Genomic DNA, 23,062 nt, shown 5'->3' with positions numbered 1-23,062 from the left:
GCCGACTCACGGCGATATCAAAAGGTGCTGGTTTCGTGACCGACCGGCTGGCAGGCTGAACCGGTGACCACTCCTCCGGATACGGCGGCGGCCGATTCCGCCGACGACAAACTGGACGCGGGCGTACTGAAAATCGCCGGCGTCGTGGTGCTCGGCGCCATCATGTCCATCCTGGACGTGACGGTCGTGACCGTCGCGATCCCCACCTTCCAGCACGACTTCAACACCACCACCGCCATCGCCGCCTGGTCGATGACCGGCTACACCCTCGCCCTGGCCAGCGTCATCCCGTTGACCGGTTGGGCCGCCGACCGATTCGGCACCAAACGCCTCTACATGATGGCGCTGGTGTTCTTCGTGCTCGGCTCGATCCTGTGCTCGACGGCCTGGAACATCGAGTCGCTCATCGCCTTCCGCGTCGTGCAGGGTCTCGGCGGCGGCATGCTGATGCCGCTGGGCATGACGATCATGACCCACGCCGCCGGCCCGCAGCGCATCGGACGCGTCATGGCCGTGCTGGGCGTGCCCATGCTGCTGGGCCCGATCATGGGACCCATCCTGGGCGGCTGGCTCATCGACTCCTTCTCCTGGCACTGGATCTTCCTGATCAACGTGCCCATCGGCGCGATCGCGCTGACGCTGGCGTTCATCGTCTTCCCGCGCGACAACCCCGAACCCTCGCAGACCTTCGACTTCGTCGGCATGCTGCTGGCCTCACCGGGTTTGGCGCTGTTCCTCTACGGTGTGTCCTCGATTCCCGGTGAGGGCACCGTCAAGTCGGGCAAGGTGCTCATCCCGGCGGTGATCGGGCTGATCCTGTTGGTGGCGTTCGTGTTCCACGCGTTGCGCACCGAACACCCGCTCATCGACCTGCACCTGTTCCAGAACCGGTCGCTGCGGTTCGCGGTGCTCACGATGGTGTGTTTCGCCATGGCGTTCTTCGGATCCGGTCTGCTGCTGCCCAGCTACCTGCAGCAGGTGCGCGGGGAATCCACGCTCATGGCCGGTCTGCTCATCGCGCCACAAGGCTTGGGCGCCATGCTCACCATGCCGATCGCCGGTCGGCTCGTCGACAAGATCGGCCCCGGCAAGATCGTGCTCACCGGCATCGTGGTGATGAGCCTGGGCATGGCGTTCCTGACCCAGGTCAGCGCCACCACCCCGTATGCGGCGCTGTGTGTGGCGCTGTTCGTGATGGGTCTGGGCATGGGCTGCACCATGATGCCGACCATGACCGCCGCCATCCAGACGCTCACCCACGCCCAGGTGGCGCGCGGCTCGACGTTGATGAACATCGTCAACCAGACCGCCGGATCCATCGGCACCGCAACCATTTCCGTGGTGCTGACCAGTCTGGAGAACCGCGGAGCGACACTCGCCGACCAGGGCATCCCGCTACCGCCGGGTGCCAAGAATCCGAGCCTGGCCAATGCCGCCATCGGGTCGCGCTACACCGATCAGCTCGCGCATCTGCCACAAACCCTGCTCAATGAGGGCTTCGATCTGGCCGCCAAGGCGTTCGCGCACACCTTCGTGGTGTCGCTGTGCATCTTGGTCGCCACGCTGATTCCGGCGTTCTTCCTGCCACGCAGTAAACCCGCGGTGCCCGCGGATGCGGCCGACGCGCCCATCGTGGTGCACTGACCGCAAGACCGCACCGCATGCCCGTGTGGCCCACCCGCAATCACGATTGCGGGTGGGCCACACCGTGTTTCAGGGCAGCTGCGAGCCCGTGGTCGAGAGATGCTCGCCGTAGAAGGCGATCAACCCGGTCGCCGACGCGATCGCCGACAACAGCCAGAACCGGATACTCACCGTCGTCTCCGGCCAGCCCGTCAGCTCGAAATGGTGATGAAACGGCGCCATCTTGAACAGCCGGGTCCGTGTGGTGCGGAACATGACGATCTGCAAAGCCACCGAACCGATCTCGGCCACGAACAACGCCCCCACCGCGATCATCAGCAACTCGGTGCGGCTGGTGATCGACAACCCGGCCAGCAACCCGCCCAACGCGAGCGACCCCGTATCACCCATGATGATCTTCGCCGGAGCCGCGTTCCACCACAGGAATCCGACACACGCCGAGGCCGCGGCCGCGCACACGATCGACAGATCCAGCGGATCACGCACCGTGTAGCAGCCCGGCACCGCGCGGGCCTGACACGAATGCGTGTACTGCCAGAACGTGATCAGCACATACGACCCCAACGCCAACCCCATCGACCCCGCGGCCAGCCCATCGAGGCCGTCGGTGACGTTCACCGCGTTCGACCACGCCACCACCAGCAGGCACGCCGCCGCCAGAAACCCGGTCACCCCGAGCGACACCGTGGAGATGTCGCGCACGATCGACACCTGCTTGCTGCCCGGCGTGAGCCCGCCACCGCCACGGAAATGCAATGCCAGCACCCCGAAAATGACGGCGGCACTGAGCTGCCCGACATATTTGCCCGACGCGGTCAATCCAAGACTGCGCTGTTTGGACAGCTTGATGTAGTCATCGAGGAACCCGACCCCGCCCAGCGCAGTGGCCAACCCCAGCACCAGCAGCCCCGACGCCGACGGGCCGACGCCGTCATAGTGCGAACCCACCAGGTGCGCGGCCCCGTATCCGGCCCACATACCGATCAGCAGCGCGATGCCGCCCATGGTCGGGGTGCCGCGCTTGGCCAGATGTGTCGCCGGACCGTCCTCGCGGATCTGCTGCCCCAACCGGCGGCGGGTGAACAGCCGAATCAGCAACGGCGTCACCGTAATCGACACCGCCAGCGCCACCATCGCCGCCACCAGAATCTGCCGCATCCGACCCCCTCGAGACCCAATTCGGACACATGCTAGCCGGGCGCGGGACGATCCGGGCAGGCGTCGTTGTTAGCGTGGGGCATGGCAAGTGGTGACGGGCGGCGAGAATTGTTGCGAGAGTTCCTGCGCGGCAGGCGCGCTCGCATCAGCCCCCAACAGGTCGGATTACCCGCCGCCGGCCGCCGCCGCACGCCGGGCCTGCGCCGCGAAGAAGTCGCCGTCGTCGCCGGGGTCGGTGTGAGCTGGTACACGTGGCTCGAACAAGGCCGCGACATCACCGTCTCGGCAGAAGTCTTGGACGCCGTCGCCGCCGCCCTGCTACTCGACGACGGCGAACGCGCACACCTCTACGTCCTGGCCGGCATGAACCCGCCGTGCCGGGCCGTCGACAGCGGGCCCACGCTGAGCCCCGAGCTGCGCAACCTGCTCGACGCCTGGGGCGACCGGCCCGCCGTGCTGCGCGACCGCTACTGGAACGTGCTGGCCTGCAACGACATCGCCCGCGCCGTCTTCGGCTACGACGGCCCCGGCCACAACTGCCTGATCACCTACTTCACCAACCCGCGCTACCTGGCCATGCGGGACGTGTGGTCCGACGCCGCCCCCGCCGTGGTGGCCGCCTACCGCGCCGACACCGCCCCCTGCCCCGACGATCCCGGCTTCACCACCGTCATCGGCGAACTCGCCACCCGCAGCACCGAATTCGCGACCCTGTGGTCACGCCACGACGTCGGCGCCGCGCAGCAAGCCGTCAACGCCCTGCACCACCCCGAGGTCGGCGACCTCTACTTCGACACCACCACCCTCACCCTCACCGACCAACCCGACCGCCACATCGTGCTCTACAACCCCCGCCCCGCCCACGACACCGCCGCCCGCCTGACCCGGCTGCCGCGGCTGCGCCTGGCCCCACCCGCCTGAGCGCGCGAGCAGCGAAAACCGGTGGCGGGCGCTGCGATACTGAGGTTTCTCGATCATTCCCGGGAAAGGAACCTCGAGATGGATGCCGCCCCCGTCGTGCCACTGCAAACCTCTGTCGCCACCACGGTGGCGCAGGCGATCGGGCGTGCCCGCCCCGACCTGGCAGGCGCCGACCCGGTGGTACGCCGCTCCGAGCACGCCGACTTCCAATCCAATGCCGCACTGCCGCTGGCCAAACGCTTCGCCATGACACCCCGGCTGCTGGCCGCTGACATTGCCGGTGGACTCGGTACCGACGGCGTCATCGCCGAGGTGAGCGTCTCCGGGCCCGGATTCCTCAACATCACCGTCACCGACACCGCGCTCTGGACGCAACTGGCCGCGCGGCTGCACGATCCGCGCCTCGGGGTGGGCGAGCCCGCCCGCGGGCAGCGCATCGTCATCGACTACTCCGCACCCAATGTGGCCAAGGAGATGCACGTCGGGCACTTGCGCACCACCATCATCGGCGACAGCCTCGCGCGGGTACTCGGGTTCCTCGGCGCGGATGTGGTGCGCGCCAACCACCTCGGCGACTGGGGCACCCAATTCGGGATGCTGATCCAATACATCGACGAACACCCCGAACAGCCCTGGCACGCCGACGATCTCACCACCGGCTCCACCGTCTCGGCGCTCGACGCCCTCTACAAGGCCGCCCGCGCCCGCTTCGACGCCGACCCCGCCTTCGCCGACCGTGCCCGCACCCGCGTGGTCGCCCTGCAATCCGGTGACGCCGCCACGGTGGCCCGCTGGCGGGAGATCGTCGCCGAATCGGAGAAAGCCTTCGCCGCCATCTACGACCGCCTGGGCGTGCTACTGACCGCGCACGACTATGCGGGGGAGTCGTTCTACAACCCGATGCTGGCCGCCACCACCGCCGAGCTGCTCGCCACCGGCGTCGCCATCCCCAGTGACGGCGCGATCGTCGTCGAGTCCGAGCACGTCGACGGCCCCGACGGCACCCCGGTCGTGCTCATGGTCCGCAAACGTGACGGCGGCTACGGCTACGACAGCACCGATCTGGCCACCATCCGCTACCGCATCACCACCCTGCACGCCGACCGACTGCTCTACGTCACCGACTCCCGCCAATCCCTGCACTTCGCGCTCATCTTCGAAACCGCCCGCCGCGCAGGCTGGCTCACCGACGCCGTCACCGCCGAACACGTCGCCTACGGCACCATCCTCGGCCCCGACGGCACCCCCTTCAAAACCCGCGCCGGCACCACCGTCCGCCTGATGGACCTCCTCGACGCCGCCGTAGCAGCCGCCCGCACGGTAGTAGCAGACAAAAACCCCGACCTACCTGCCGCCGAACTCGATTCGATCGCCGAACAAGCAGGCATCGGCGCAGTCAAATACGCCGACCTCTCCTCCAGCCGCATCAAGGACTACACCTTCGACCCCGCGCGCATGACCGCCTTCACCGGCAACACCGCCGTCTACCTGCAATACGCGCACGCCCGCATCCACTCGATCCTCCGCAAGACCGACGACCCCGCAATGTTGGAGATCGACACCACCGCGCCCGTCGCCCCGCCCGAACGCGCCCTGCTCCTCACCCTCGACGACTACGCGAGCGTCCTATCCGACGTCGCCACCACCCTCGAACCCCACTGCCTAGCCACCTACCTCTACGACCTGTCCCGCACTTTCACCACCTTCTACGACACCTGCCCCGTCCTCACCGCCCCAGCCCCGGCCCGCACCAACCGAATCGCCCTGTGCCAATTGACCTCCCACACCCTCGCCCACGGCCTCTCCCTCCTCGGCATCGCCGCCCCCGCCCGCCTGTAACCCACCCCTCGACCAAGATCAGGGAGTACTCAGCGCGGTGAACCGGACAAATTCCCGCACTGAGTGCTCCCTGATCTTGAACTGCGCGCGGCACCCACTGTCATCGCGGACTGTCGGGCAGGATGGCGGTGTGGCGGTGACTCAGCAACTCGCACGGATCTCCCACGGGCAGTTGGTCCGTCTTCGGGAATCCGCGGAGGAGGTCGACCGGCTCTGCTCGTTCTCGGCGGCGCCTGCGAGCGACTATTACGACCTCGATTGGGCCGGTGAAGCGTTGCTGCGGGTGTTCGAGCTCGCCGGGATGGGATCGGAGGCGTTGGGCACGCTGCGGCACGGTATCGACGGTGGCGACGAGCTCAACGCCGACTACCGTGATCACCCGCGCAGCATCATGGTGCATCCGGTCACCGTGATCGAGTCCGACATCGTCGCCGAGATCGGGAAAGCACTGCAGGACGTGGATGTCGCGCAGACCTTCGCCGCGCTGCCGATCGATGCCGAACAGGCCCGGCAGGCGATCGGCGGGTCCATCACGCAATTGCTTTGTCACCCAGCCGAATACCTGGCCCCGCACCTGGGTTCCCTGCGGGAGTTCTATATCGGGGCATCGGCGCGGGGGCTGGCCGTTGTCACTTGGTGGGATTGAGATCCCGGGAGCACAGGGCGTGGTCGATGAAGGTGGAGGCGGCCGATTCCTGGGCGAGGATGTGGGTGGGGGTGTCGCCGAGAGCTTCGGACATGGACAGGACGGTGCTGCGGGTGGCGTCGGGGGTGACGCCGTTGAGGGTGATGTAGCCGCCGTCGCCGCCCTCGTGGGTGAAATAGGCGCCGCCGCAGGACAAGGGGCGTTCGGCCAGGCCGAGGCCGTAGCGGCCGCTGGGCCATAGCTGTTGCAGGTCGGCGCTGACGGGGAGGGTGTGCTTCATGGCGGTCAGTTGGGCGGCGGGCAGGAGGCGGCCTGAGAGCAGGGCGCGGAAGAAGGTGTTCTCGTCGCGGGTGGTGGTGACCCAGGACAGGATGTCCGGATCGACGGCGATCTGGTCGGTGACATCGAGTTCCGAACCAGGGCCGAAGAATTGATAGGCGCGGGCGTGCGGATCGGGCAGGGTGGGGGAGGTGCCGAGCCAGTGGGTGCGGGTCATCGCGAGCGGGGTGAGGATGCGGTCCTGGATTTCCCGGTGCGAGGTGCGGCTGGTGGCTCGCTCGATGATCATGCCCAGCAGGACGTAGCCGGTGTTGGAGTAAGCCCAGCCCGCGCCGGGGGCGAAATCGGGGGCGTGGGCGGCGGCCCGGGCGAGCAGCTGTTGGGAGGTGTAGATGTCGTGGCGCTGCTGGTAGTACTCCGCGGGGGTGGTGTAGCCGGGCAGATCGTCGTGAATTCCGCTGGTGTGCTGCAGCAGTTGGCGCACGGTGATGTGGTCGGCGTCGATCGCGCTGCCCCGCAGCGCCTCCGGCAGCCAACGCGCGAGAGTGTCGTCGAGGTGCAGGGTGCCCTCGGCGTCGAGTTGCAGCACCACCGTCGCCAGCAGCGTCTTGGCGGTGCTGGCCATCCGGAAATACCCGTCCGGGTCGATCGGGGCGGCGGTGGCCGGGTCTGCGTTGCCGCTGATCGTGATCAACTCCGTGCCGTCGGCGGTGATGGTGCGGGCCTGCACTCCGCTGATGCCGAGGGCGTGGATCGCCTCGGCGTCGCGACGCAACCGCTCCGCCAACGAGATCGGGGTGGGTCCGGCGACGCCGCAGGCGGTGAGCAGCAGCGTCGCCACACCCAGCATGAGGGGAAGACGTTGGCGCACAGTCGAAGTCGTGATCGCCGCGATCAGCCCTTGACCACCTGCGTGCCGTCGGCGAAGTTGTCGTGCCAGCCCTGCTTGGTCGGGCTCGCCGACACCGTCACCGCGATCGCGATCGCCGCGCAGAACCACAGCAACCCACCGACCCACGGGATCAGGTTCAACAGCATGTAGGCGTTGCGCTTGGCCGAATCCGCCAGACTCGGCTTGGGTGCGCCGTGAGCGCCGTTGACGTGCAGGCCCAGAATCCGCTTGCCGGGCGTGGCACCGGTCAACACCTCGAAGCCCACGAAGTACAGGAACCCGAAGCCCGCACCCGGCAGGATGTCGATCCAGCCCGGCAGGTTCGAGCCGATGTTCAACAGCCAGAACAGGATCGCCCCGACGATCCCGGCGATGATCCAGTCGATGAACCGCGCCGCCGCGCGCGAGCCGATCCCCGCCGGGGTCACCCCGACCGTCGACCCCAGGTACCCGTACTGCCCGTAATCACCCGTGGTCATCGTTCCTCCTCGTATCGACCACACTTGCTCGATACCATCCTGTCGCCGCGAGCCACCCGCCCGCATCAGGGACCTCCCCGGCATCGACCCTGATTCCCGCGGGTCAGAACCGGTGCAGAATCCGCGGCGAGACCGCCGAATTGACCTGCAGCGCGATGATCAACCCGATGCTCAGATACGTACTGACCGGGCACAACGCCACGCTCACCGCATACAGCACCTGCACCACCACGATCCGATCCCGGATCGCGCGCACATCACCGGGTTCGCTGGATTCGGCCAGCAGCCCGGCCCGCCGCGCATACCGCAGACTGCCCAACTGCACCAACCCCAGATACAGCAGCCCCACCCAGTACACCCCCAACGCCAACCGCGACTGCGGAAACGCCGCCAGCAACGCGGTCGCGAACGGCACCATCGCGACACCGAACAACAGCATCAAATGAATCCACGCCAGCGTCCGGTCGGCGCGCGCAAGGAGATTGAGCTGGGTCTGCTGCCCGATCCAGAACATCCCCAAGGTGAGAAAACCCAGGAAACAGATCAAGAACTGGGGACCGACATGCGTGAGGGCATGCCACACCGGCTCTTCCGCCGACACCGCCCCCGCGCTCCACAACAGCCGCTCCTGCCACGCCTGTCCGGCGGGCACATGCAACTCCAGCACCAGCAACGTCATGGCGACCGCGAAGATGCCATCGCTCAAGGCCCCCAGCCGACCCAGATCCTGCCCGGCGATGCGGTGATAACGCGTCATGCGCCGCACCCTAACCCGGACGCGAAACACCCTGGGCAGCGGGGGAATTGGCCACCGACACGGCAGTAGGCCCCGGTACGCACACGACCGAAGGTGGTGGTGGCACACCCACCATAAACACGCACTGTTTGCCCCGCCCGCACCCCAGCAAGCTCGAAGCCATGACACACAACGCATCCCGCTTCGACAACAAGATCGCCCTCATCACCGGCGGCAGCAGCGGCATGGGCCTGGCCACCGCCCACCGCCTGATCGCCGAAGGCGCGCAGGTGATCATCACCGGCCGCGACAAGACCCGCCTCGACGCCGCCGTCACCGAACTCGGCGCCGGTGCGACCGCGATCGCCGGGGACGCCACCGATCCTGAGGATCTCGCCGCCCTGACCCGCACCCTGCGCGAACGCTTCGGCCGCATCGACGTACTATTCGTCAACGCCGGTATCGGCGCCTTCCAACCCGTCACCGCCGTCACCCCCGACGAATTCGACCGCGTGGTCGCCATCAACTTCAAGGCCGCGTTCTTCACCATCCAGCACGCCCTGCCCCTGCTGAGCGAGGGCGGCGCGATCGTCATCAACGCCTCCTTCGCCCTCTACCGCGGCACCCCCGGCACCGCCCTCTACTCGGCCACCAAGGCCGCCGTGCACAACCTCACCCGCACCCTGGCAGCCGAGCTGGCCCCCAAGGCCATTCGCGTCAACTCCGTGAGCCCCGGCTTCATCGACACCCCCGCCTACCGCGCCGAAGTCACCCCCGACGCCCAGGCGGCCGCCGCGACCCTGGTGGCGGCCGGGCGCATCGGCAGCCCCGCCGAGGTCGCCGCCACCGTCGCCTTCCTCGCCTCCGCCGACGCCTCCTACATCACCGGCCAAGACCTCCTCGTCGACGGCGGCCTGACCACCGTCATCCCCACCGCCATGGTGTGAACGGCTGCCTCACAACGGAATCGGAGCTCACCGGTAGCCGTACTCGCTCCAACGGTCCAGGACCCGCGCCTGGATCTCGGCGGGCCAGCCGTGCTCGAAGCTGCCCTTGGACGGTCGACGGTCGGTCGGATAGAGGTCGGCGAGCAGGCAGTTGTAGATCACCTTGCCCGCGCTGAACCCGTGCTGCTCCTCGGCGTTCAGGTAGATGGCCAGCGGGTCGGTGAGCTTGCGCGGATAGTGGAATTCGCCGCGGTCGACATCCGGGTGCGAGCGTGTCGCGAACGCCCACACCACCTCCGCGAGGTTGGTGATGTCGACATCGTCTTCCACCACGAGGGTCTTCGGGGCGTGCACGGCGGCCGGACCGCCCAGCACCACCTCGGCGATCTTGGCCACGAGTTCGTGCGAGGCCAAACCGGTAGTCTCGTGCCAATCGCGGCGCACCGCCAGGGTGAGCCAGTGCAACGCTGCCTCGGGGTTGTACCAGGCCGAGGAGATCGGCAGCCCGGCCTCCCTCAGCAGATGCAGGATCTCGGCCGCCGCGGCCGTGCCGGTGACGGTGCTGTCCTCCTCGACGGGCGGCCCCGCGGCCACCACCGGCAGAATCGCCTTGTCGCGGTATGTGATCGCGGTGACGTGCAAGGCCGCCTTGGGCGAGGACTCGGTGGCGTTGTAGCCGGGGTACTCGTTGAACGGGCCCTCCGGGACCGTCTCCTCGATCGCGACATAGCCCTCGATGACGATCTCGGCGCTCGCAGGCACCAGCAGATCGACGGTCTCGGCCGCCACCAACTCCAGGCCCTCACCGAAAACCGCACCGAGGTAATGACTTTCATCGACCCCCTGCGGCAACGGCATCGCGCCCACGACCGGCAGCCCGGGCTCCACACCCAACGCCACCGCGACCGGCATCGGTGTGCCCGCCTCGATCCACTGCGAGCGGATGATGCCGATCTGCTGCGTGCGCGGCAGCAGACACGCGAGGGTGGCCTTGTCGTGGATCATCATCCGGTTGATCGACCAGTTGGTCCACGACCCGTCCGGGGTCTTGGCGATATTGGTGCCGAAGGTCTGGATGTAGCGGCCGCCGTCATTGCCGTGAATCCACGGGGTCGGAAACACCGTCAGATCGACAGCGTCACCGACCATGACGTGCTGCTTGCACGGCGCCGCAGCACGATCGACGACCACCGGTTCGATCCCGGGTTTGCTACGCGCATCGGCCAGCACGTCCACGATCTGCTGACCGGTGCTCTCGGCGGACAACCCGATCGACAACGCCAACCGCGCCAGCGGATGCCGGGCAGCACTCAGCGAAGCGGGCGCCCCGAACAGCCGCATACCGCTGTCCCGGTAGCCGGTCAGGTTGGTGAACAACGGTGCGGGCGCGTGCAGGTCGTAGCTGCGGCGAATGATCGCACCGACCTCGAGATGCCAATCGACCTCGGACTCGATCCGCTGTAACTCGCCGATCGCCTCCAACGCGTCGAGATAGTCGCGCAGGCTCTTGATGTGGGACAACGTTTTTCCTTCGCACAGGCCCAAGGGGCGGTCATTCGCCCCAGCGGGGGAGATCGGGCTGCTCGATGCCGAGCAGATCCAGGGCACGGCCGACACTGTGATCGACCACGTCATCGAGGGTTTGCGGGCGCAGATAGAACGCGGGCACCGGCGGCATGACAACGCCACCCATCTCGGTGACCGCGGTCATGGCCCGCAGATGCGCCAGCGTGAGCGGGGTTTCACGCACCATCACCACCAGCCGACGCCGCTCCTTGAGCGTCACATCCGCCGCCCGGGTGAGCAGATTGTCATTGTTGGCGTACGCGATCGCCGAGAGGCTGCGAATCGAGCACGGCGCCACCAGCATCCCCATCGTCCGAAACGAGCCCGACGCGATCGCCGCCCCGATATCGGCCGGGCGATAAACCACATCGGCCAACTGCGCCAAATCCGCAGCGGACAAATCGGTTTCGAAGGCGCGGGTCTGCTGACCGGCCGCCGTCACCACCAGATGGGTTTCGACACCGGCCTTGCGCGCGGCCTCGAGCGCGCGGATCCCGTAGGCGATGCCGGTGGCACCACTGATACCGACCACCAGCCGCTCGGCGCTCACCGCCCGACAGCGGCGAGATTGACCGCGGCCACCCGGGCCGGATCGAGCTCGACGTATTCGAACAGCGTGCCGTCGGGATTGCGCACCAAGATATTTCGGCCCGTCGGGATATCAGCGGGTTCCTGCACGACCGTGGTCCCCGCAGGCAGCCCCGCCCGCCAACGCTCGAGTGAATCGACCATCGCCACCAGATCCTGCCGCGGCGCAGCGGCCAGATCCCGCTCGGATCCACCGACGACCACCACCCGCCCGACGGTCGCAATATCCAGCCCGCCCGTCTCATAGCGGAAATGCAACCGGCACGGCTCACCGAAGACATCCGCGTAGTACGCGACACTCCGCTCGAAGTTCTCGATGCCGACCCGAACCGGTGTATAGCAGTAGTGAATTCCCATGTAACACAAGCCTTTCGCAGCCGAGAGGCGACCGACCCGGCGGACCGTTCGACGCCTGTCACCGATCTTGTGTCACCCCGGCGCACAGGAAAAGGACGGTTCGTGTCAGGGAGTAACAGATCGCGACGTACCGAACGCAAAGGAGCAGATGTGCTGAAACGAATCGCCGGAAGCGCGCTCGTCGTGGGACCGATGCTGTGGGCCGGGGTGGCCGTTGCCCACGCCGACGACCCCGAACCTGCCCCCGACTGCGTGAGCTACACCGTGGAAAACGGCAAGATCTTCGCCGAGAACCAGTGCATCGGAGGACCCGACGGCAACATCTACCTGAAATCCGACATCGACCAATGCAAATTCCTGGGCCGCAGCCAGACCTGGACGACCATCGACGGCAAGCTCTACCGCTGCACCCCGGAGCAGAACCCGCACCCGACGGCGGGATCCGCCGGGTAGCGCGGCAGCGGGCCGTTCAGGAGGCGCGCAGGTCGGCGGCCGGGTCGGCGGTGATCCGCCCGGAATCGGTGTCGTAGTCGTACAACTCGGCGTAGCGGCCCCACTCGATGGCCAGATCCAGTTGCCGGCGTGCGTCCTCGTCGGAGAAGCCGCGCTGCAACAGATCCAGAATGAAATCCGCGCGCACGGTCTCGTCGCTGCTGCCCACCAGCGCACTGCAGATGGTGCGCACCAGCGGGGCGCGGCGGCGGGCCTGCGCGGCGAAAACGGCCTTGCTGCCCTGGATGTCGGCATTGGTGAAGTTCGCGCCCACATTCGTCAGGATCACGTCACCGGATTCCACCAGCAAGAAACCCAGCAGCGCCGCCGCATCCACCAGCGGCATCAGATCATCGAGTTCGAAGTTGAGCTCATCGGCCACCACCGGCAGATCCGCGCGACCACTGTTGCCGTACACCAACTCCAGCAGACCCGCGATCCCGCCGACCGAGGCGTCCGGCAGCGGCACCGCGAACGGCGTCGAGGTATCCGTGGGCGTGGCAATGGTTTCGGTGTCGCGGCCGGTGAGCAGCCCGTAGATCTGATCCACCAACGCCACGAACCCCGGCGCACGCCGATTACGCGGCCGCGGCTGATCCACGGTGACCTCGGCGATGATGCGCCCCGGATTCGAGCCCAGCACCACCACGCGGTCCGCCAGCTGCACCGCTTCCTCGATATTGTGGGTCACGATGCACACACATTTGGTGGGAAAGTCCTTGGTGGCCCACAGATTCACCAGCTCCGTGCGCAGATTCTCCGCCGTCAGCACATCCAGCGCCGAGAACGGCTCATCCATCAGCAACAGGTCCGGCTCCAGCACCAGCGCGCGAGCAAACCCGACGCGTTGGCGCATCCCACCGGACAGTTCCTTGGGGTAGGCGGTCTCGAAACCGTCCAGACCGATGCGGTCGATCGCCTCGAGCGCACGCTGCCGCCGCGCCGCGGGCGGCACCCCGCGCGCGGCCAACCCCAACTCCACATTGTCCTGCACCGTCAGCCACGGCATCAGCGCAAACGACTGGAACACCAGCGCCGCACCGGGATTGGAGCCCCGCAACGGCCGATCCCGGTAGCGCACCTCACCGCTGGTCGGCGCCAGCAGCCCCGCGATCAACCGCAGCATCGTCGACTTGCCCGACCCCGAGCGGCCCAGCAGCGCCACGATCTCCCCGTCGCGCAGTTGCAGATTCACCTGATCGAGCACATTGAGCCGCTCGCCCGACGCGCCGGTGAAGGACATGTCGATGTCCTGCAGATCGATCAGAACCTCGCCGGTGGCAATGGTTTCGGTCATGTCAGGCTCCTCTCAGAGCGAGTAGCGGCGCTGCGCGAGCGCGTAGAGACGACGCCAGAACAGCCGGTTGATGCCGACGACGAACGCGCTCATCACCAGCACGCCGATGAGAATGCGCGGCGAGTCCCCGGACTTGGTGGCCTCGGCGATATAGGCGCCCAGACCGGTCGCGGTCAGGGTGGTGTCGCCGTACTTCACGATCTCCGCCACGATCGAGGCGTTCCACGCGCCGCCCGCCGCGGTGATCGCGCCGGTCACGAAGCTGGGGAAGATGGCGGGCAGGATCAGCTTGCGCCACCACAGGAGGCGCGGCAGCCGCAGATTCGCCGCCGCCTCGCGCAGATCATTGGGCACCGCCGAGGCACCCGCGATCACATTGAACAGGATGTACCACTGCGCACCCAGCGCCATCAGCAGCACCGCCGCCCACTGCAGGCTCGCGCCGGTCGCCACCAGCACCGCGGCCACCAGCGGGAACAGGAAGTTGGCCGGAAAACTGGCCAGCACCTGCACGATCGGCTGCGCCAGCCGAGACACCTTGGGATTCAACCCGATCCACACCCCGATCGGCACCCACACGATCGTCGCGAAGATCAACAGCACGATCACCCGCAGCAGCGTGATCGCACCCAGCCCGGCCGCGTGCGCGACCTCCCCGAACCCCGCGGTGCTCGCGATATAGCGGACCATCGCGATCACCCCGGCGATCAGTCCCGCACCCACCACGAGCGCGAAGACGAGATCGGTGGCGCGCCGCCGCACCGGGGTCACATACAAGGGATGCTCAGCCAGCCCGAAGACCCGCATGAACCGGTCCATCGGATACACCAGCGGCCCCAGCACACGGCCCAGCAGGCCGGGAACATGGCTGCGGCGCAACAGATCCAGCATCAGTGAGCGCGGGGCGTCCGCGGATTCGCTGTCCTCCACCCGGAATCGTTCCGCCCACACCGTGATCGGCCGCCAGAATGCCACATTGAGCCCGACCACCATCACGATCATCACCGCGATGGCCAGCACCACCTTGGCGGTGTCGGACTCCTCGCTGGCCGCGGCCACATACGAGCCGATCCCCGGCAGCACGTACTGGCGGTTGTTGACGCTGATCGCCTCCGCGGCGGTCAAAAAGAACCAGCCGCCACCGAAACTCATCATCGCGTTCCACACCAGCGGGAACATCCCCGACGGCACATCCACCCGCCAGAACCGCTGCCAGCGCGACAGGCGCAGATTGCGCGAGGCCTCATCGAGTTCGCGTGGCTGCGAGACCAGACTGTGGTGGAAGGCGAAGGCCATGTTCCAGGCCTGCGAGGTGAAGATCGCGAAGATCGACGCACACTCCAAACCCAGCGACGAACCCGGGAACAAGGCGATGAACCCGGTCACCGTCACCGACAGAAAGCCCAGAATCGGCACCGACTGCAGAATGTCGAGCACCGGCAGCAGCACCTTCTCCGCGCGCGGCAGTCGCGCCGCCGCGGTCGCGAAGGTGAAAGTGAACAGAATCGAGAGCCCCAGCGCCACGAACATCCGCAGCAGCGAACGCGCCGCATAGTAGGGCAGCTCACCGGGATCGGTGGAAATCGCGGCGGGCGCGGCATTCTCGTCGAAGGGCACATGCATGCCCGCCGACACCTTCACCACGATCCAGATCAGCACCGCCGCCGCGAGGAAGACCGCGATATCCGCCCACCGCGAGCGCGGCCGATCCAGCGCTCCGCGTGAGGGATACGACTGCAGCGAGGCGTTCACTGCTCGTCCTCCATCGGCATCGGCACCGTGCGCCACCCGACACTGGTCACCGACGGTTCCAGGCTCAACCGGCTCACCGCCGCCTCCATCTGCCGATCGTCACGACGATCCCCGGTCAGCTCCGCGCGCACCTGCACCCGGCCCGGTTTCGTGTCGTGGCTCGAGATCGAATTGAGCTGAAAGTCGGTGCGTGTCAACGACTGCACCAGCAGCGCCCGCACATGCGCCTCGTGATCGTCATCGGTGTCGGCGGTGAAGGCATACAACGCCACCTGGGCTTCGGGGCCGTCGGTGACCGGGCGATCCACCGTGCGCGCCACCGTGCGCAGCGCGGTGTTGACCACCACGACCGCGACCGTGCCCGCCACCGCGGTCGGATACATCCCCGCACCCGCCAACGCACCCACCGCAGCCGCGCACCACAAGGTGGCGGCGGTGTTGAGACCGCGGATATTGAACCCGTCGCGCAGAATGACACCCGCACCCAGGAAGCCGATACCCGAAACAATCTGTGCCGCAACACGAGTCGGGTCCGCGTCGCGTCCGCTGAAGCCGTGCGCCGACAGCAGCACGAACAACGTCGCCCCGGCGGCGACGAGCGCGTTGGTGCGCAAACCCGCCATCCGCGCCCGGAACTGGCGCTCGAACCCGATCACCGCACCCAGCCCGACACCGGTACCGAGGCGCAGCAGCATTTCCCACGTGGTCATTGCATTCTCCGAAACAGGGGAGGACGGCGCACGCTACAGATCAGACGCTCCCGATCGGACGCTACAGGGCATGAAGTAGCGGGCGAGGGATTGCAGCGGTGTCGCCGAGTGAACGATTGGCTAACGGACTTCGATACGGTCCATCGGGCACGACCACCACCTCCTCGGCACAGCGCAAACGCATGCCAGGGGAGTGGGAACAGCGAAAACCGCCGGTTCGGGTACCACCCCTCGTAAGACGTTCAGCACTCCACGGCGTAAACCCACCCGCGGGTGGGAGCCGGTCGGGGCTACCCCTTAACTCGGGGCAACCTGTCCTGATCCGGGGCGTCTCTCGACGTTCGGGATCGCCGGCCTGTATCCGTGAAGGAGCCTCAGCTAACGACGGCACCTTGCGGCCCCGAGTAAACACCCGCACCCGCCGATCGGCAAATCGATGTGACCGCCGTCGCCCTCCCGCAGCGGCCCGCCGTCAGCGCGACACCGGGATTCGCGGGCGATCCCACGCGACTCGCGCCCCGAGTCGTAGCAGGCATAGGACCGCGACGACCGCGCCGAAAATCTGTACGGCCGAGAGCAATCCGGTCGCGCCCGCCAGCAGTCCGACACCGATCACCGGGCCGCCGGTGCCGCAGTAGGCCATCACGAAATAGGTCGAGACCACATCGGCGTGCCGGTCGGCGGGGGCGGCCGCGTTGATCGCGGTCAGCCCGGACAGGAACACCAGCCCGTGGCCGGCCCCGGCCAGGGCCGCGGCCGCCAGCAGCAGCCACAGTGACGACACCGTGCCCGCCACCGCCAGCAACGCCAGCCCGGCCGCCAGCAGCGGCAGGCCCATCAGGTCCAGGGCGCGTTCGGATCTGCCGTAACCCAGCAACTGGGCCACCACCCAGGCCAGCGGCAGCAGGGCCGCGGCGGCGCTGGCGACCACCAGATTCGTGCTGCCCGACAGGGTGGCCGCATAGGTGGGGACCAGGGTCAGCGACACCCCGACCACCGCGAAACCCAGGAAGGTCGCCGAACCCGCGATCGCGAAGGTGCGGCCCATCCCGGCCGGGATGCTGGGGCGCCGCGGCCGCCAGCGCGTCCGCACGCCGGTCTCGGGCAGCCCGGCCACGACTACCACCGCAGGTACCAGCAGCGCGAGGTGCACCACGAACGGTGTGACGTACGGGTCCGGAAGATATTGCGCCAGTAGCGCACCCAGCAGTGGACCGGCCACCATGCCCCCGGCGGTGGCGACCGCCGCGACCAGGGCTGCGCGGCGGCGATCACCGTGGGGCTCGAGTTCGGTGATGGCGGCGGTCAGGGTCCCCGAGGCCGCCCCCAGCGCGACACCCTGCAGAATCCTCGCCGCGAACAGCCACCCGACATCGGTGGCCAGCGCGAATCCGACGCTGCCCAGCGCGGCCAACACGAGCGCGGGCAGCAGAATCCGGCGCCTCCCCACCGCATCCGAGGCCGGACCGGCGATCAGTAGCGAGGGGATCAGCGCACCGACATAGACCGCGAACACCAGCGTCGTGGTCAGCGCCGAGATCCCGAAGCGCTGCCCGTAGCCGTGATACAGCGGCGTTGGGATATTGGTGCCGGTCAGCAGGATCAACAGCGCATAGGCTGTGCCCCAGAATCGCACTCGGCTCCCCATCGGTGAATCATGCTGCAGCCCAGTGCCTCCGGGGCCGACTGTGAGCGATCGCTCGAGTGTCATGCGTTCCTCCCTGCCCAAGCATGTTCGACTATTCCGAACATAACAGCATGTTCGGAAATTGTGAACATGTGGATTAGGCTGGGACCCATGGCAAGCCGAACCGCCACCGAACTGGTGCACCCCGACCGCGACGAGCTGCGGTTCACCACCGTGCTGGCCGCGCTCTCGGACCCCGTGCGCCTGCGCATCGTGGCGCGCCTGGCCGCGGCCGCCGGCGCCGAGCTCGCGTGCGCCACCTTCGACCTACCGGTCAGCAAGTCCACCCAGAGCGGGCATTTCAAGACCCTGCGCGAGGCGGGGGTGATCGCCCAGCGCGACGAGGGCACCCGGCGGATGAACCGATTGCGCACCGCCGACCTCGAGGCCCGCTTCCCGGGCCTGCTGGACATGGCGATCACCCACGGCCGCGGCCCGATCGTCGGTGGCTAGCGGCTCTCAGTCGCGATACACGCCGCGATAGGCGTCGATGGTCTCCACCAGGTGATCGACGATCTGATCGCGGGAGGCGCGCAGGGTGCCGTTGAGCCAGGCCGAGAACATGCCCGCATTGCCCGAGGCCATGGTGACCGCGGCCAGGCGGCGGCGCACCGGATCGTCGATGTGGGCGAAGAGGTGGTCCTGGATCAGGCGGGTGAAGGCGGGCATCACCGCGATCGTGGTCTGGCCCAGTCCCGTCGAGGAATACGGCTCGACCAGGAACAGCCGGGATTTGCGGGGGTCCTCGAGGACCTTGTCCACCAAGGTTTCCGAGAGCATGCGGTCGCGCACCGGATCGTCGACGACGGCGAAGGCGGTCATCGGATCCAGGAACTCCTCGGCGATCTGGCGGTAGAGCACATCCAGGAGTTCGTCTCGGCTGGCGAAGGATTCGTAGAAGTAGCGGTCGGTCAGGGTGGCGCGGCGGCAGACCGCGCGCATGGTGACCGCGCCCGCCCCGGATTCGCCGATCAGATCCAGTGCGGCCTCGAGCAGCGCGGTACGGCGCGCCTCACGGCGTTCGGTGAGGGTCGTTCCACCCCAGATGCGGGGCTCGGCGTCGGAGGGCGGTTGCTCGGTCTGCACCGGGTCAAGAGTAATGCCCGGTGCCGGGCGGGCATGCACACCCGGCACCGGACCGATCGGTATTGATGGGATTGCGGGTGTGTCGGCTCAGCTGGTGACCACGCAGGCGCTGCCCAGATTGATGCCCGTGCCGACCGTCACCAGCGCCCACTGCGAGCCGTTGTAGGACCAGGCCTGCACGTAATGCTGACCCGTGGCGGTCGGTGTCCAGCTCGAGGTGGCGGTGCCGCCGCTGCCGAGACTGAACTGCTGCGGGTTGAAACTGCCCGACGCGCTGTCGTAGAGCCAGACGTATTCGTTGGGACTGCCGTTCACGGTGACCGTGTAGGAGCAGTTGGTGCCGTAGCCGCCGCCGATGCTCGAACCGGTTGCCACCGTGACGCTGGTGACGTACGCCCCGGCGTCGGGTGCGGTGAGCACGAGTGCCGCGCCGGCGGCGACGAAGGTGGTGAATGCGGTGAGGGCCGACTTCCGTGACCGGATCATCGTCGATCATCTCCCCAGATGAGGGTGAATGAGGGATCTGCGACGCCGTTGGCGCATAAGGGAAGTGTCGGCGTTCAGGGGACCCGACACGCGAGTATCGGACTACTCGTCCCGTACCGACCGGTGCCGCCGAACGCTGGAAGATCGCTCGCAATCAGCGAGTTCGCAGCGGTTGAAGCCAAAACCGCACTGCCCCTAACGATCCCCTAATCCCGGCGTTCGATTGGCCGAATAGCTAATGCACCGCTAACGTTCCGATTGTCCGAATCGGCGAGGGGTGGCAACGCGCAGACGCCCCCGCTGACGGGCACGGCGAGCCGGCTTCCCCGCGGCTCGCACCCCGCGTCCCGCCGTCGTGCGGGTGCCGCGAAACCCGGCGTCGCCGAACCGGTCCCCGATCCCGCGTTCGGCGACGCCGCTTCGGGCGTGATCGCGCACCCCCGGTTGTGATCGACCACGATTCCCGCGCAAAGGCTCCGGGATGCGCGCGGCGCTGCCATGATCGACACTGCTCGTACCAGTTTCGATCACCACCGTGAATCCCACTGGCTGCCAGAGACGCTCGCGGTGAGAAGGACCCGCTCATGGCCCGAACCCTGTACGCCGAAGCCCCCGCCGCGCCCGAAACCCACACCACCCTCGAACCTTCGGGATGGGGAAGGCATCTGGGCGTCAGCGACGACATCGCCGACGGCCTCTACTCCGATCAGCTCGGCGCATTGATCTTCGTGCGCAAACTGGTGCGCTGCGGTTACGCCTTCAACGCCGTGATCGCGGTACTGGTGTGGGCCGGGATCGCCCTGTGGGGGCGGTATTCCGGGCCCCGCACCTTCCACGACTGCACCTCCGTGCCGGGCCTGTCGGCCGGGTGCAACCCGGCGCTGCCCGGCTGGATCCTCGGCACCGCCAGCGGATTCGTCATCGCCGCACTGCTGTTCGCACTGATGTCGCTGCCGTGCTTCGTGGTCGGCTACGCCGTGCGCTGGGCGGCCAAGGCGATGGCCGACCGCAACTAGACCGGTTCGCACCGGCTCGGCGAACCGAGTCCGGTGCAGTTGCCCAGGCGCTAATCGGTGCGCAGTTCCGTCGCACCCGCGACGATTTCGCGCAGGGCCGCGATGTGCCCGTCGAAGGCGGTGCGCCCGGCCGGGGTGAGGCGGGCGCGGACCTTGCGTCGGCTGCCCTCGAGGCGGCGTTCGGTGGCGACGTAGCCTGCTTCCTCGAGTGTCGCAAGCTGTTTGGACAGCGCCGAATCCGACAGTTGCAGGCGGTCCTTGAGGAAGGCGAACTCCGCCCAGTCGGCGGCCGCCAGCGTCGCCACCAGGTTCAATCGCGTACTGGGGTGGATCAATTCGTCGAAGCGGGCCGCGGTCATGCGTGGGCCCAGCGGCGCAGCACCCGCAGCATCTCCGGGCCGCCGAAACCGATGATCGCCGCGACCACCAGTGCCGCGAAGGTGCCGGTGTGCTCGGCCCCGTCGGCGTGCAGCGCGAACGCCAGCGCGACGGTCAGCGCGACCAGGCCCAGCAGCATCCCGATCACGACCAGCGGTGTGCGCCGACCTGCGACTTCGGTGCTGAGTTGCACCTGCCCGGTGCGTCGGCGCCCGTCGAGCCACCGCGACGCCAGCGCCGAGTGACCCGCACCGAACAAGAAGGTCGCCACGATCGTCAGCCAATTGGGGCCGAAATCGCCGATCACCCCCAAAACGATCCAGCCGCAGGCCATTCCCCACCAGTAGCCGCGTGGCAGACCCACCTCCTCGGCCATCTGCTGCCGTGCCTGCCCCGCCGCCTCGAGTGCGGCCCGAGCCTGGTCCGGAGTGATTCCGTCCATGACGCCTCCCTACTTTCCTACCTGGAAAGTAAGACTCCACTTTCCCGGTAGGAAAGTCAAGGACGGGGTTGCCGGGTCACTCCACGAAACCGTGTGGGGTCACTCCGCGAAGCGCAGCAACGTCATCGACGGCCGCAGAGCACGGCCGATCGGCGTGTTCGCGGCCCAGCGCAGCAGCGGTGAACCCCACCGCCCACGCCCACGCGGCGGGATGAGGTCCTGTGCGGCAACGACTCCCGGGATGCGATCGGGCAGGCGGCGGGCCTGGCGCAGTGATTGGCTGTAGGGCATCGGCGGTGCGACGTAGCGGTCGCTCAGGCGCACCTTGCCCCGCATCGTCGCCATGCTGAACACGCGCGGGATGGAGTCGTAAACGAGTGTGCCGCCGGGGAAGTGGCGCGCGAGGTCCGCGATCAACTGCGCGACGTCGGCGGGCGGCAGGTACATGAACAAGCCCTCGGCGGTGATCACCGCGGGCCCCGACGGCACCTGTTGGAGCCAGGAGCGGTCGAGCACCGAATGCGGCAGCCGCGTGATTCCCGGCGCGGTGGGCAGTAGTTGCCGTTGGGTGGCAACCATTTCCGGCAGGTCGAGGGAGTACCAGGCGACTGCGGGTTCCCCCAGTCGCCAGTAGGTCGTCTGCAGACCCTCCCCGAGGGCGACCACCGGCGCGTCGGGGTGTGCGGCGAGGTAGTCGGTGATCACCGTGTCGATCACCACGGCCCGCATGGAATGCACCTGACTCGGCGGCCCGAACCGCTCGAAGTCCTCGCCGCTCAGCGCGCGATACAGGCGCACGGCTTCTGTGTCGGTGAAGGTGGAGTCGGGCCGCAGTGCCTCCTCGGCCCGGTTGCGCAACGTCCACAGGGCCGTCTCGGGCACCGCGGTCAGTTCGGTTTCCTGCATGGGTTTCTCCTCGTCAGGTAAGTGGGTAGGTCAGTCGGCGTGTGGGTTTTGTTCGGCGGTGAAGGCCAGCAGCAGCGCGGCGGTGCGCGCCGGATCCTCGAGGATCGGTGAATGCCCGACACCCGCGAGCAACTCGACCGTCGCCGCGGGCACGGTGAGATACCGCGCGGCACCCGAGGGGCGCCACCGGCTGTCGTCTTCACCGAAGATGACCAGCAGCGGCTTGCCCAGGGGCGCAAGGCGTTCCGGCAGTGACAGCTCGTCCAGGTAGGCGCCGTTGGCGGCCGATGCTTCGGCGAAGACGGCGGGGTCGACCGCGCGGAACTGATCGACCAACTCCTGGGGGATCTCGAAGTCCGGGCTGAACGCCGACCCCAACAGCCGCCGGAACGGGTCCTCGGCCGAGGCCTGCGTGGATCCGGAGGCAATGTCCGGCGCGACATAGCCGCTCATATCCGGCCCGAAGTCGATGATGACGACCGCGCGCACCAATGCGGGTCGCTGCTCGGCGAGCGCGGTGACCACCGCCCCGCCGCTGGAATGGCCTACAGCCGTCAGGGTTTCGAGACCGAGTCGATCCGCCACAGCACCGAGCCGCCGCGCTTGGTCCGCGACGGTGTATGGCGTGCCGTCAAGTCCGGGCGACTCGCCGCATCCGAGCAGATCGACCCGCACGACGTGGTGGGAACCGGCCAGCAAGGGGACCATCGCTTCCCACGATCGTCCCGAGGCGCCGGTGCCGTGAATGAGCAGCAACG

General features: G+C 67.7%; 25 protein-coding genes and 1 riboswitch. Of the genes, 8 read left to right on the top strand and 17 right to left on the bottom strand.

From position 1 onward, the window contains the following. The first annotated feature begins 63 nt into the window (after positions 1-63). On the top strand, positions 64-1,644 hold the full coding sequence (locus tag ACYVN4_RS07070; RefSeq protein WP_460718477.1) for a DHA2 family efflux MFS transporter permease subunit: 1,581 nt from the start codon (positions 64-66) through the stop codon (positions 1,642-1,644). A gap of 69 nt (positions 1,645-1,713) precedes the next feature. Here the strand turns inward: ACYVN4_RS07070 and mraY are convergent, their stop codons facing one another. Further along, on the bottom strand, positions 1,714-2,802 hold the full coding sequence (mraY, locus tag ACYVN4_RS07065; protein WP_460718476.1) for a phospho-N-acetylmuramoyl-pentapeptide-transferase: 1,089 nt from the start codon (positions 2,800-2,802) through the stop codon (positions 1,714-1,716). Positions 2,803-2,883: 81 nt separating this feature from the next. Here mraY and ACYVN4_RS07060 point away from each other — a divergent pair, with 81 nt between their 5' ends. The 3 genes from ACYVN4_RS07060 (at position 2,884) to ACYVN4_RS07050 (ending at position 6,208) form a co-directional block, all read left to right on the top strand. Beyond that, complete coding sequence (locus ACYVN4_RS07060; RefSeq protein ID WP_460718475.1) at positions 2,884-3,723, top strand: MmyB family transcriptional regulator; 840 nt, start codon at positions 2,884-2,886, stop codon at positions 3,721-3,723. Positions 3,724-3,801: 78 nt separating this feature from the next. Continuing rightward, positions 3,802-5,562, top strand: coding sequence for an arginine--tRNA ligase (gene argS, locus ACYVN4_RS07055; RefSeq protein ID WP_460718474.1), 1,761 nt, complete (start codon positions 3,802-3,804; stop codon positions 5,560-5,562). A gap of 130 nt (positions 5,563-5,692) precedes the next feature. Continuing rightward, the gene (locus ACYVN4_RS07050) at positions 5,693-6,208 is read left to right on the top strand and encodes a hypothetical protein (RefSeq protein ID WP_460718473.1); all 516 of its coding nucleotides are present in this window, start codon (positions 5,693-5,695) and stop codon (positions 6,206-6,208) included. On the opposite strand, the gene ACYVN4_RS07045 is transcribed toward ACYVN4_RS07050, so the two are convergent. The 3 genes from ACYVN4_RS07045 to ACYVN4_RS07035 all read right to left on the bottom strand — a co-directional run bounded on the left by ACYVN4_RS07045 (position 6,192) and on the right by ACYVN4_RS07035 (position 8,615). Beyond that, positions 6,192-7,358, bottom strand: coding sequence for a serine hydrolase domain-containing protein (locus ACYVN4_RS07045; protein WP_460718472.1), 1,167 nt, complete (start codon positions 7,356-7,358; stop codon positions 6,192-6,194). The two genes, ACYVN4_RS07050 and ACYVN4_RS07045, sit on opposite strands and share 17 nt — an antisense overlap. 23 nt (positions 7,359-7,381) lie before the next feature. Then, a complete protein-coding gene (locus tag ACYVN4_RS07040; RefSeq protein WP_460718471.1) occupies positions 7,382-7,858 on the bottom strand; it encodes an RDD family protein in 477 nt (158 codons plus the stop codon). A 103-nt stretch (positions 7,859-7,961) separates the two neighbouring features. After that, positions 7,962-8,615 (bottom strand): TMEM175 family protein, encoded by a 654-nt coding sequence (locus tag ACYVN4_RS07035; RefSeq protein ID WP_460718470.1) that lies wholly within the window; start codon positions 8,613-8,615, stop codon positions 7,962-7,964. A 161-nt stretch (positions 8,616-8,776) separates the two neighbouring features. On the opposite strand from ACYVN4_RS07035, the gene ACYVN4_RS07030 reads away from it, so the two are divergent. Beyond that, on the top strand, positions 8,777-9,541 hold the full coding sequence (locus tag ACYVN4_RS07030) for an SDR family NAD(P)-dependent oxidoreductase (protein WP_460718469.1): 765 nt from the start codon (positions 8,777-8,779) through the stop codon (positions 9,539-9,541). Positions 9,542-9,568: 27 nt separating this feature from the next. On the opposite strand, the gene ACYVN4_RS07025 is transcribed toward ACYVN4_RS07030, so the two are convergent. Genes ACYVN4_RS07025 through ACYVN4_RS07015 form a run of 3 tightly spaced genes read right to left on the bottom strand, consistent with a single transcriptional unit; the run spans position 9,569 to position 12,052 of the window. Next, positions 9,569-11,062 (bottom strand): UbiD family decarboxylase, encoded by a 1,494-nt coding sequence (locus ACYVN4_RS07025; protein ID WP_460718468.1) that lies wholly within the window; start codon positions 11,060-11,062, stop codon positions 9,569-9,571. A gap of 31 nt (positions 11,063-11,093) precedes the next feature. Continuing rightward, positions 11,094-11,657 (bottom strand): UbiX family flavin prenyltransferase, encoded by a 564-nt coding sequence (locus ACYVN4_RS07020; protein ID WP_460718467.1) that lies wholly within the window; start codon positions 11,655-11,657, stop codon positions 11,094-11,096. Next, complete coding sequence (locus ACYVN4_RS07015) at positions 11,654-12,052, bottom strand: VOC family protein (protein ID WP_460718466.1); 399 nt, start codon at positions 12,050-12,052, stop codon at positions 11,654-11,656. The genes ACYVN4_RS07020 and ACYVN4_RS07015 overlap by 4 nt, the downstream gene beginning before the upstream one ends. Positions 12,053-12,202: 150 nt before the next feature. On the opposite strand from ACYVN4_RS07015, the gene ACYVN4_RS07010 reads away from it, so the two are divergent. Then, on the top strand, positions 12,203-12,505 hold the full coding sequence (locus tag ACYVN4_RS07010; protein ID WP_460718465.1) for a hypothetical protein: 303 nt from the start codon (positions 12,203-12,205) through the stop codon (positions 12,503-12,505). A 16-nt stretch (positions 12,506-12,521) separates the two neighbouring features. Here ACYVN4_RS07010 and ACYVN4_RS07005 read toward each other — a convergent pair whose 3' ends face one another. The 4 genes from ACYVN4_RS07005 to ACYVN4_RS06990 all read right to left on the bottom strand — a co-directional run bounded on the left by ACYVN4_RS07005 (position 12,522) and on the right by ACYVN4_RS06990 (position 17,951). Next, positions 12,522-13,841 (bottom strand): ABC transporter ATP-binding protein, encoded by a 1,320-nt coding sequence (locus tag ACYVN4_RS07005; RefSeq protein WP_460718464.1) that lies wholly within the window; start codon positions 13,839-13,841, stop codon positions 12,522-12,524. 12 nt (positions 13,842-13,853) lie between these two features. Further along, on the bottom strand, positions 13,854-15,593 hold the full coding sequence (locus ACYVN4_RS07000) for an ABC transporter permease (protein ID WP_460718463.1): 1,740 nt from the start codon (positions 15,591-15,593) through the stop codon (positions 13,854-13,856). Then, a complete protein-coding gene (locus ACYVN4_RS06995) occupies positions 15,590-16,303 on the bottom strand; it encodes an MgtC/SapB family protein (protein ID WP_460718462.1) in 714 nt (237 codons plus the stop codon). Before ACYVN4_RS06995 ends, ACYVN4_RS07000 begins: the two co-directional genes overlap by 4 nt. Positions 16,304-16,522: 219 nt before the next feature. Further along, a riboswitch (M-box (ykoK) riboswitch) is annotated at positions 16,523-16,696 on the bottom strand. Positions 16,697-16,775: 79 nt separating this feature from the next. Beyond that, positions 16,776-17,951, bottom strand: coding sequence for an MFS transporter (locus tag ACYVN4_RS06990; protein ID WP_460718461.1), 1,176 nt, complete (start codon positions 17,949-17,951; stop codon positions 16,776-16,778). Between the two features lie 150 nt (positions 17,952-18,101). Here ACYVN4_RS06990 and ACYVN4_RS06985 point away from each other — a divergent pair, with 150 nt between their 5' ends. Beyond that, positions 18,102-18,443: an ArsR/SmtB family transcription factor gene (locus ACYVN4_RS06985; protein ID WP_460718460.1), complete on the top strand. Its 342-nt coding sequence runs from the start codon at positions 18,102-18,104 to the stop codon at positions 18,441-18,443. A 6-nt stretch (positions 18,444-18,449) separates the two neighbouring features. Here ACYVN4_RS06985 and ACYVN4_RS06980 read toward each other — a convergent pair whose 3' ends face one another. Then, positions 18,450-19,076: a TetR/AcrR family transcriptional regulator gene (locus ACYVN4_RS06980; RefSeq protein ID WP_460718459.1), complete on the bottom strand. Its 627-nt coding sequence runs from the start codon at positions 19,074-19,076 to the stop codon at positions 18,450-18,452. A gap of 87 nt (positions 19,077-19,163) precedes the next feature. After that, positions 19,164-19,562: a hypothetical protein gene (locus ACYVN4_RS06975; RefSeq protein WP_460718458.1), complete on the bottom strand. Its 399-nt coding sequence runs from the start codon at positions 19,560-19,562 to the stop codon at positions 19,164-19,166. Positions 19,563-20,146: 584 nt separating this feature from the next. Here ACYVN4_RS06975 and ACYVN4_RS06970 point away from each other — a divergent pair. Next, positions 20,147-20,578 carry a hypothetical protein gene (locus ACYVN4_RS06970; RefSeq protein WP_460718457.1) on the top strand — a complete coding sequence of 144 codons (432 nt, stop codon included), beginning with the start codon at positions 20,147-20,149 and terminating at the stop codon, positions 20,576-20,578. 50 nt (positions 20,579-20,628) lie between these two features. Here the strand turns inward: ACYVN4_RS06970 and ACYVN4_RS06965 are convergent, their stop codons facing one another. The 4 genes from ACYVN4_RS06965 to ACYVN4_RS06950 form a co-directional block, all read right to left on the bottom strand. Beyond that, a complete protein-coding gene (locus ACYVN4_RS06965) occupies positions 20,629-20,937 on the bottom strand; it encodes a transcriptional regulator (protein WP_460718456.1) in 309 nt (102 codons plus the stop codon). Continuing rightward, the gene (locus tag ACYVN4_RS06960) at positions 20,934-21,398 is read right to left on the bottom strand and encodes a hypothetical protein (protein ID WP_460718455.1); all 465 of its coding nucleotides are present in this window, start codon (positions 21,396-21,398) and stop codon (positions 20,934-20,936) included. Before ACYVN4_RS06960 ends, ACYVN4_RS06965 begins: the two co-directional genes overlap by 4 nt. Positions 21,399-21,497: 99 nt before the next feature. Further along, positions 21,498-22,304: a class I SAM-dependent methyltransferase gene (locus ACYVN4_RS06955; protein WP_460718454.1), complete on the bottom strand. Its 807-nt coding sequence runs from the start codon at positions 22,302-22,304 to the stop codon at positions 21,498-21,500. 30 nt (positions 22,305-22,334) lie between these two features. Beyond that, positions 22,335-23,012 (bottom strand): alpha/beta fold hydrolase, encoded by a 678-nt coding sequence (locus tag ACYVN4_RS06950; RefSeq protein ID WP_460718453.1) that lies wholly within the window; start codon positions 23,010-23,012, stop codon positions 22,335-22,337. Between the last annotated feature and the right edge of the window lie 50 nt (positions 23,013-23,062).

Source organism: Nocardia heshunensis (assembly GCF_054782115.1).
The sequence above is the reverse complement of the archived record's forward strand: the minus strand, read 5'-3'. Positions and strand labels throughout refer to the sequence as shown.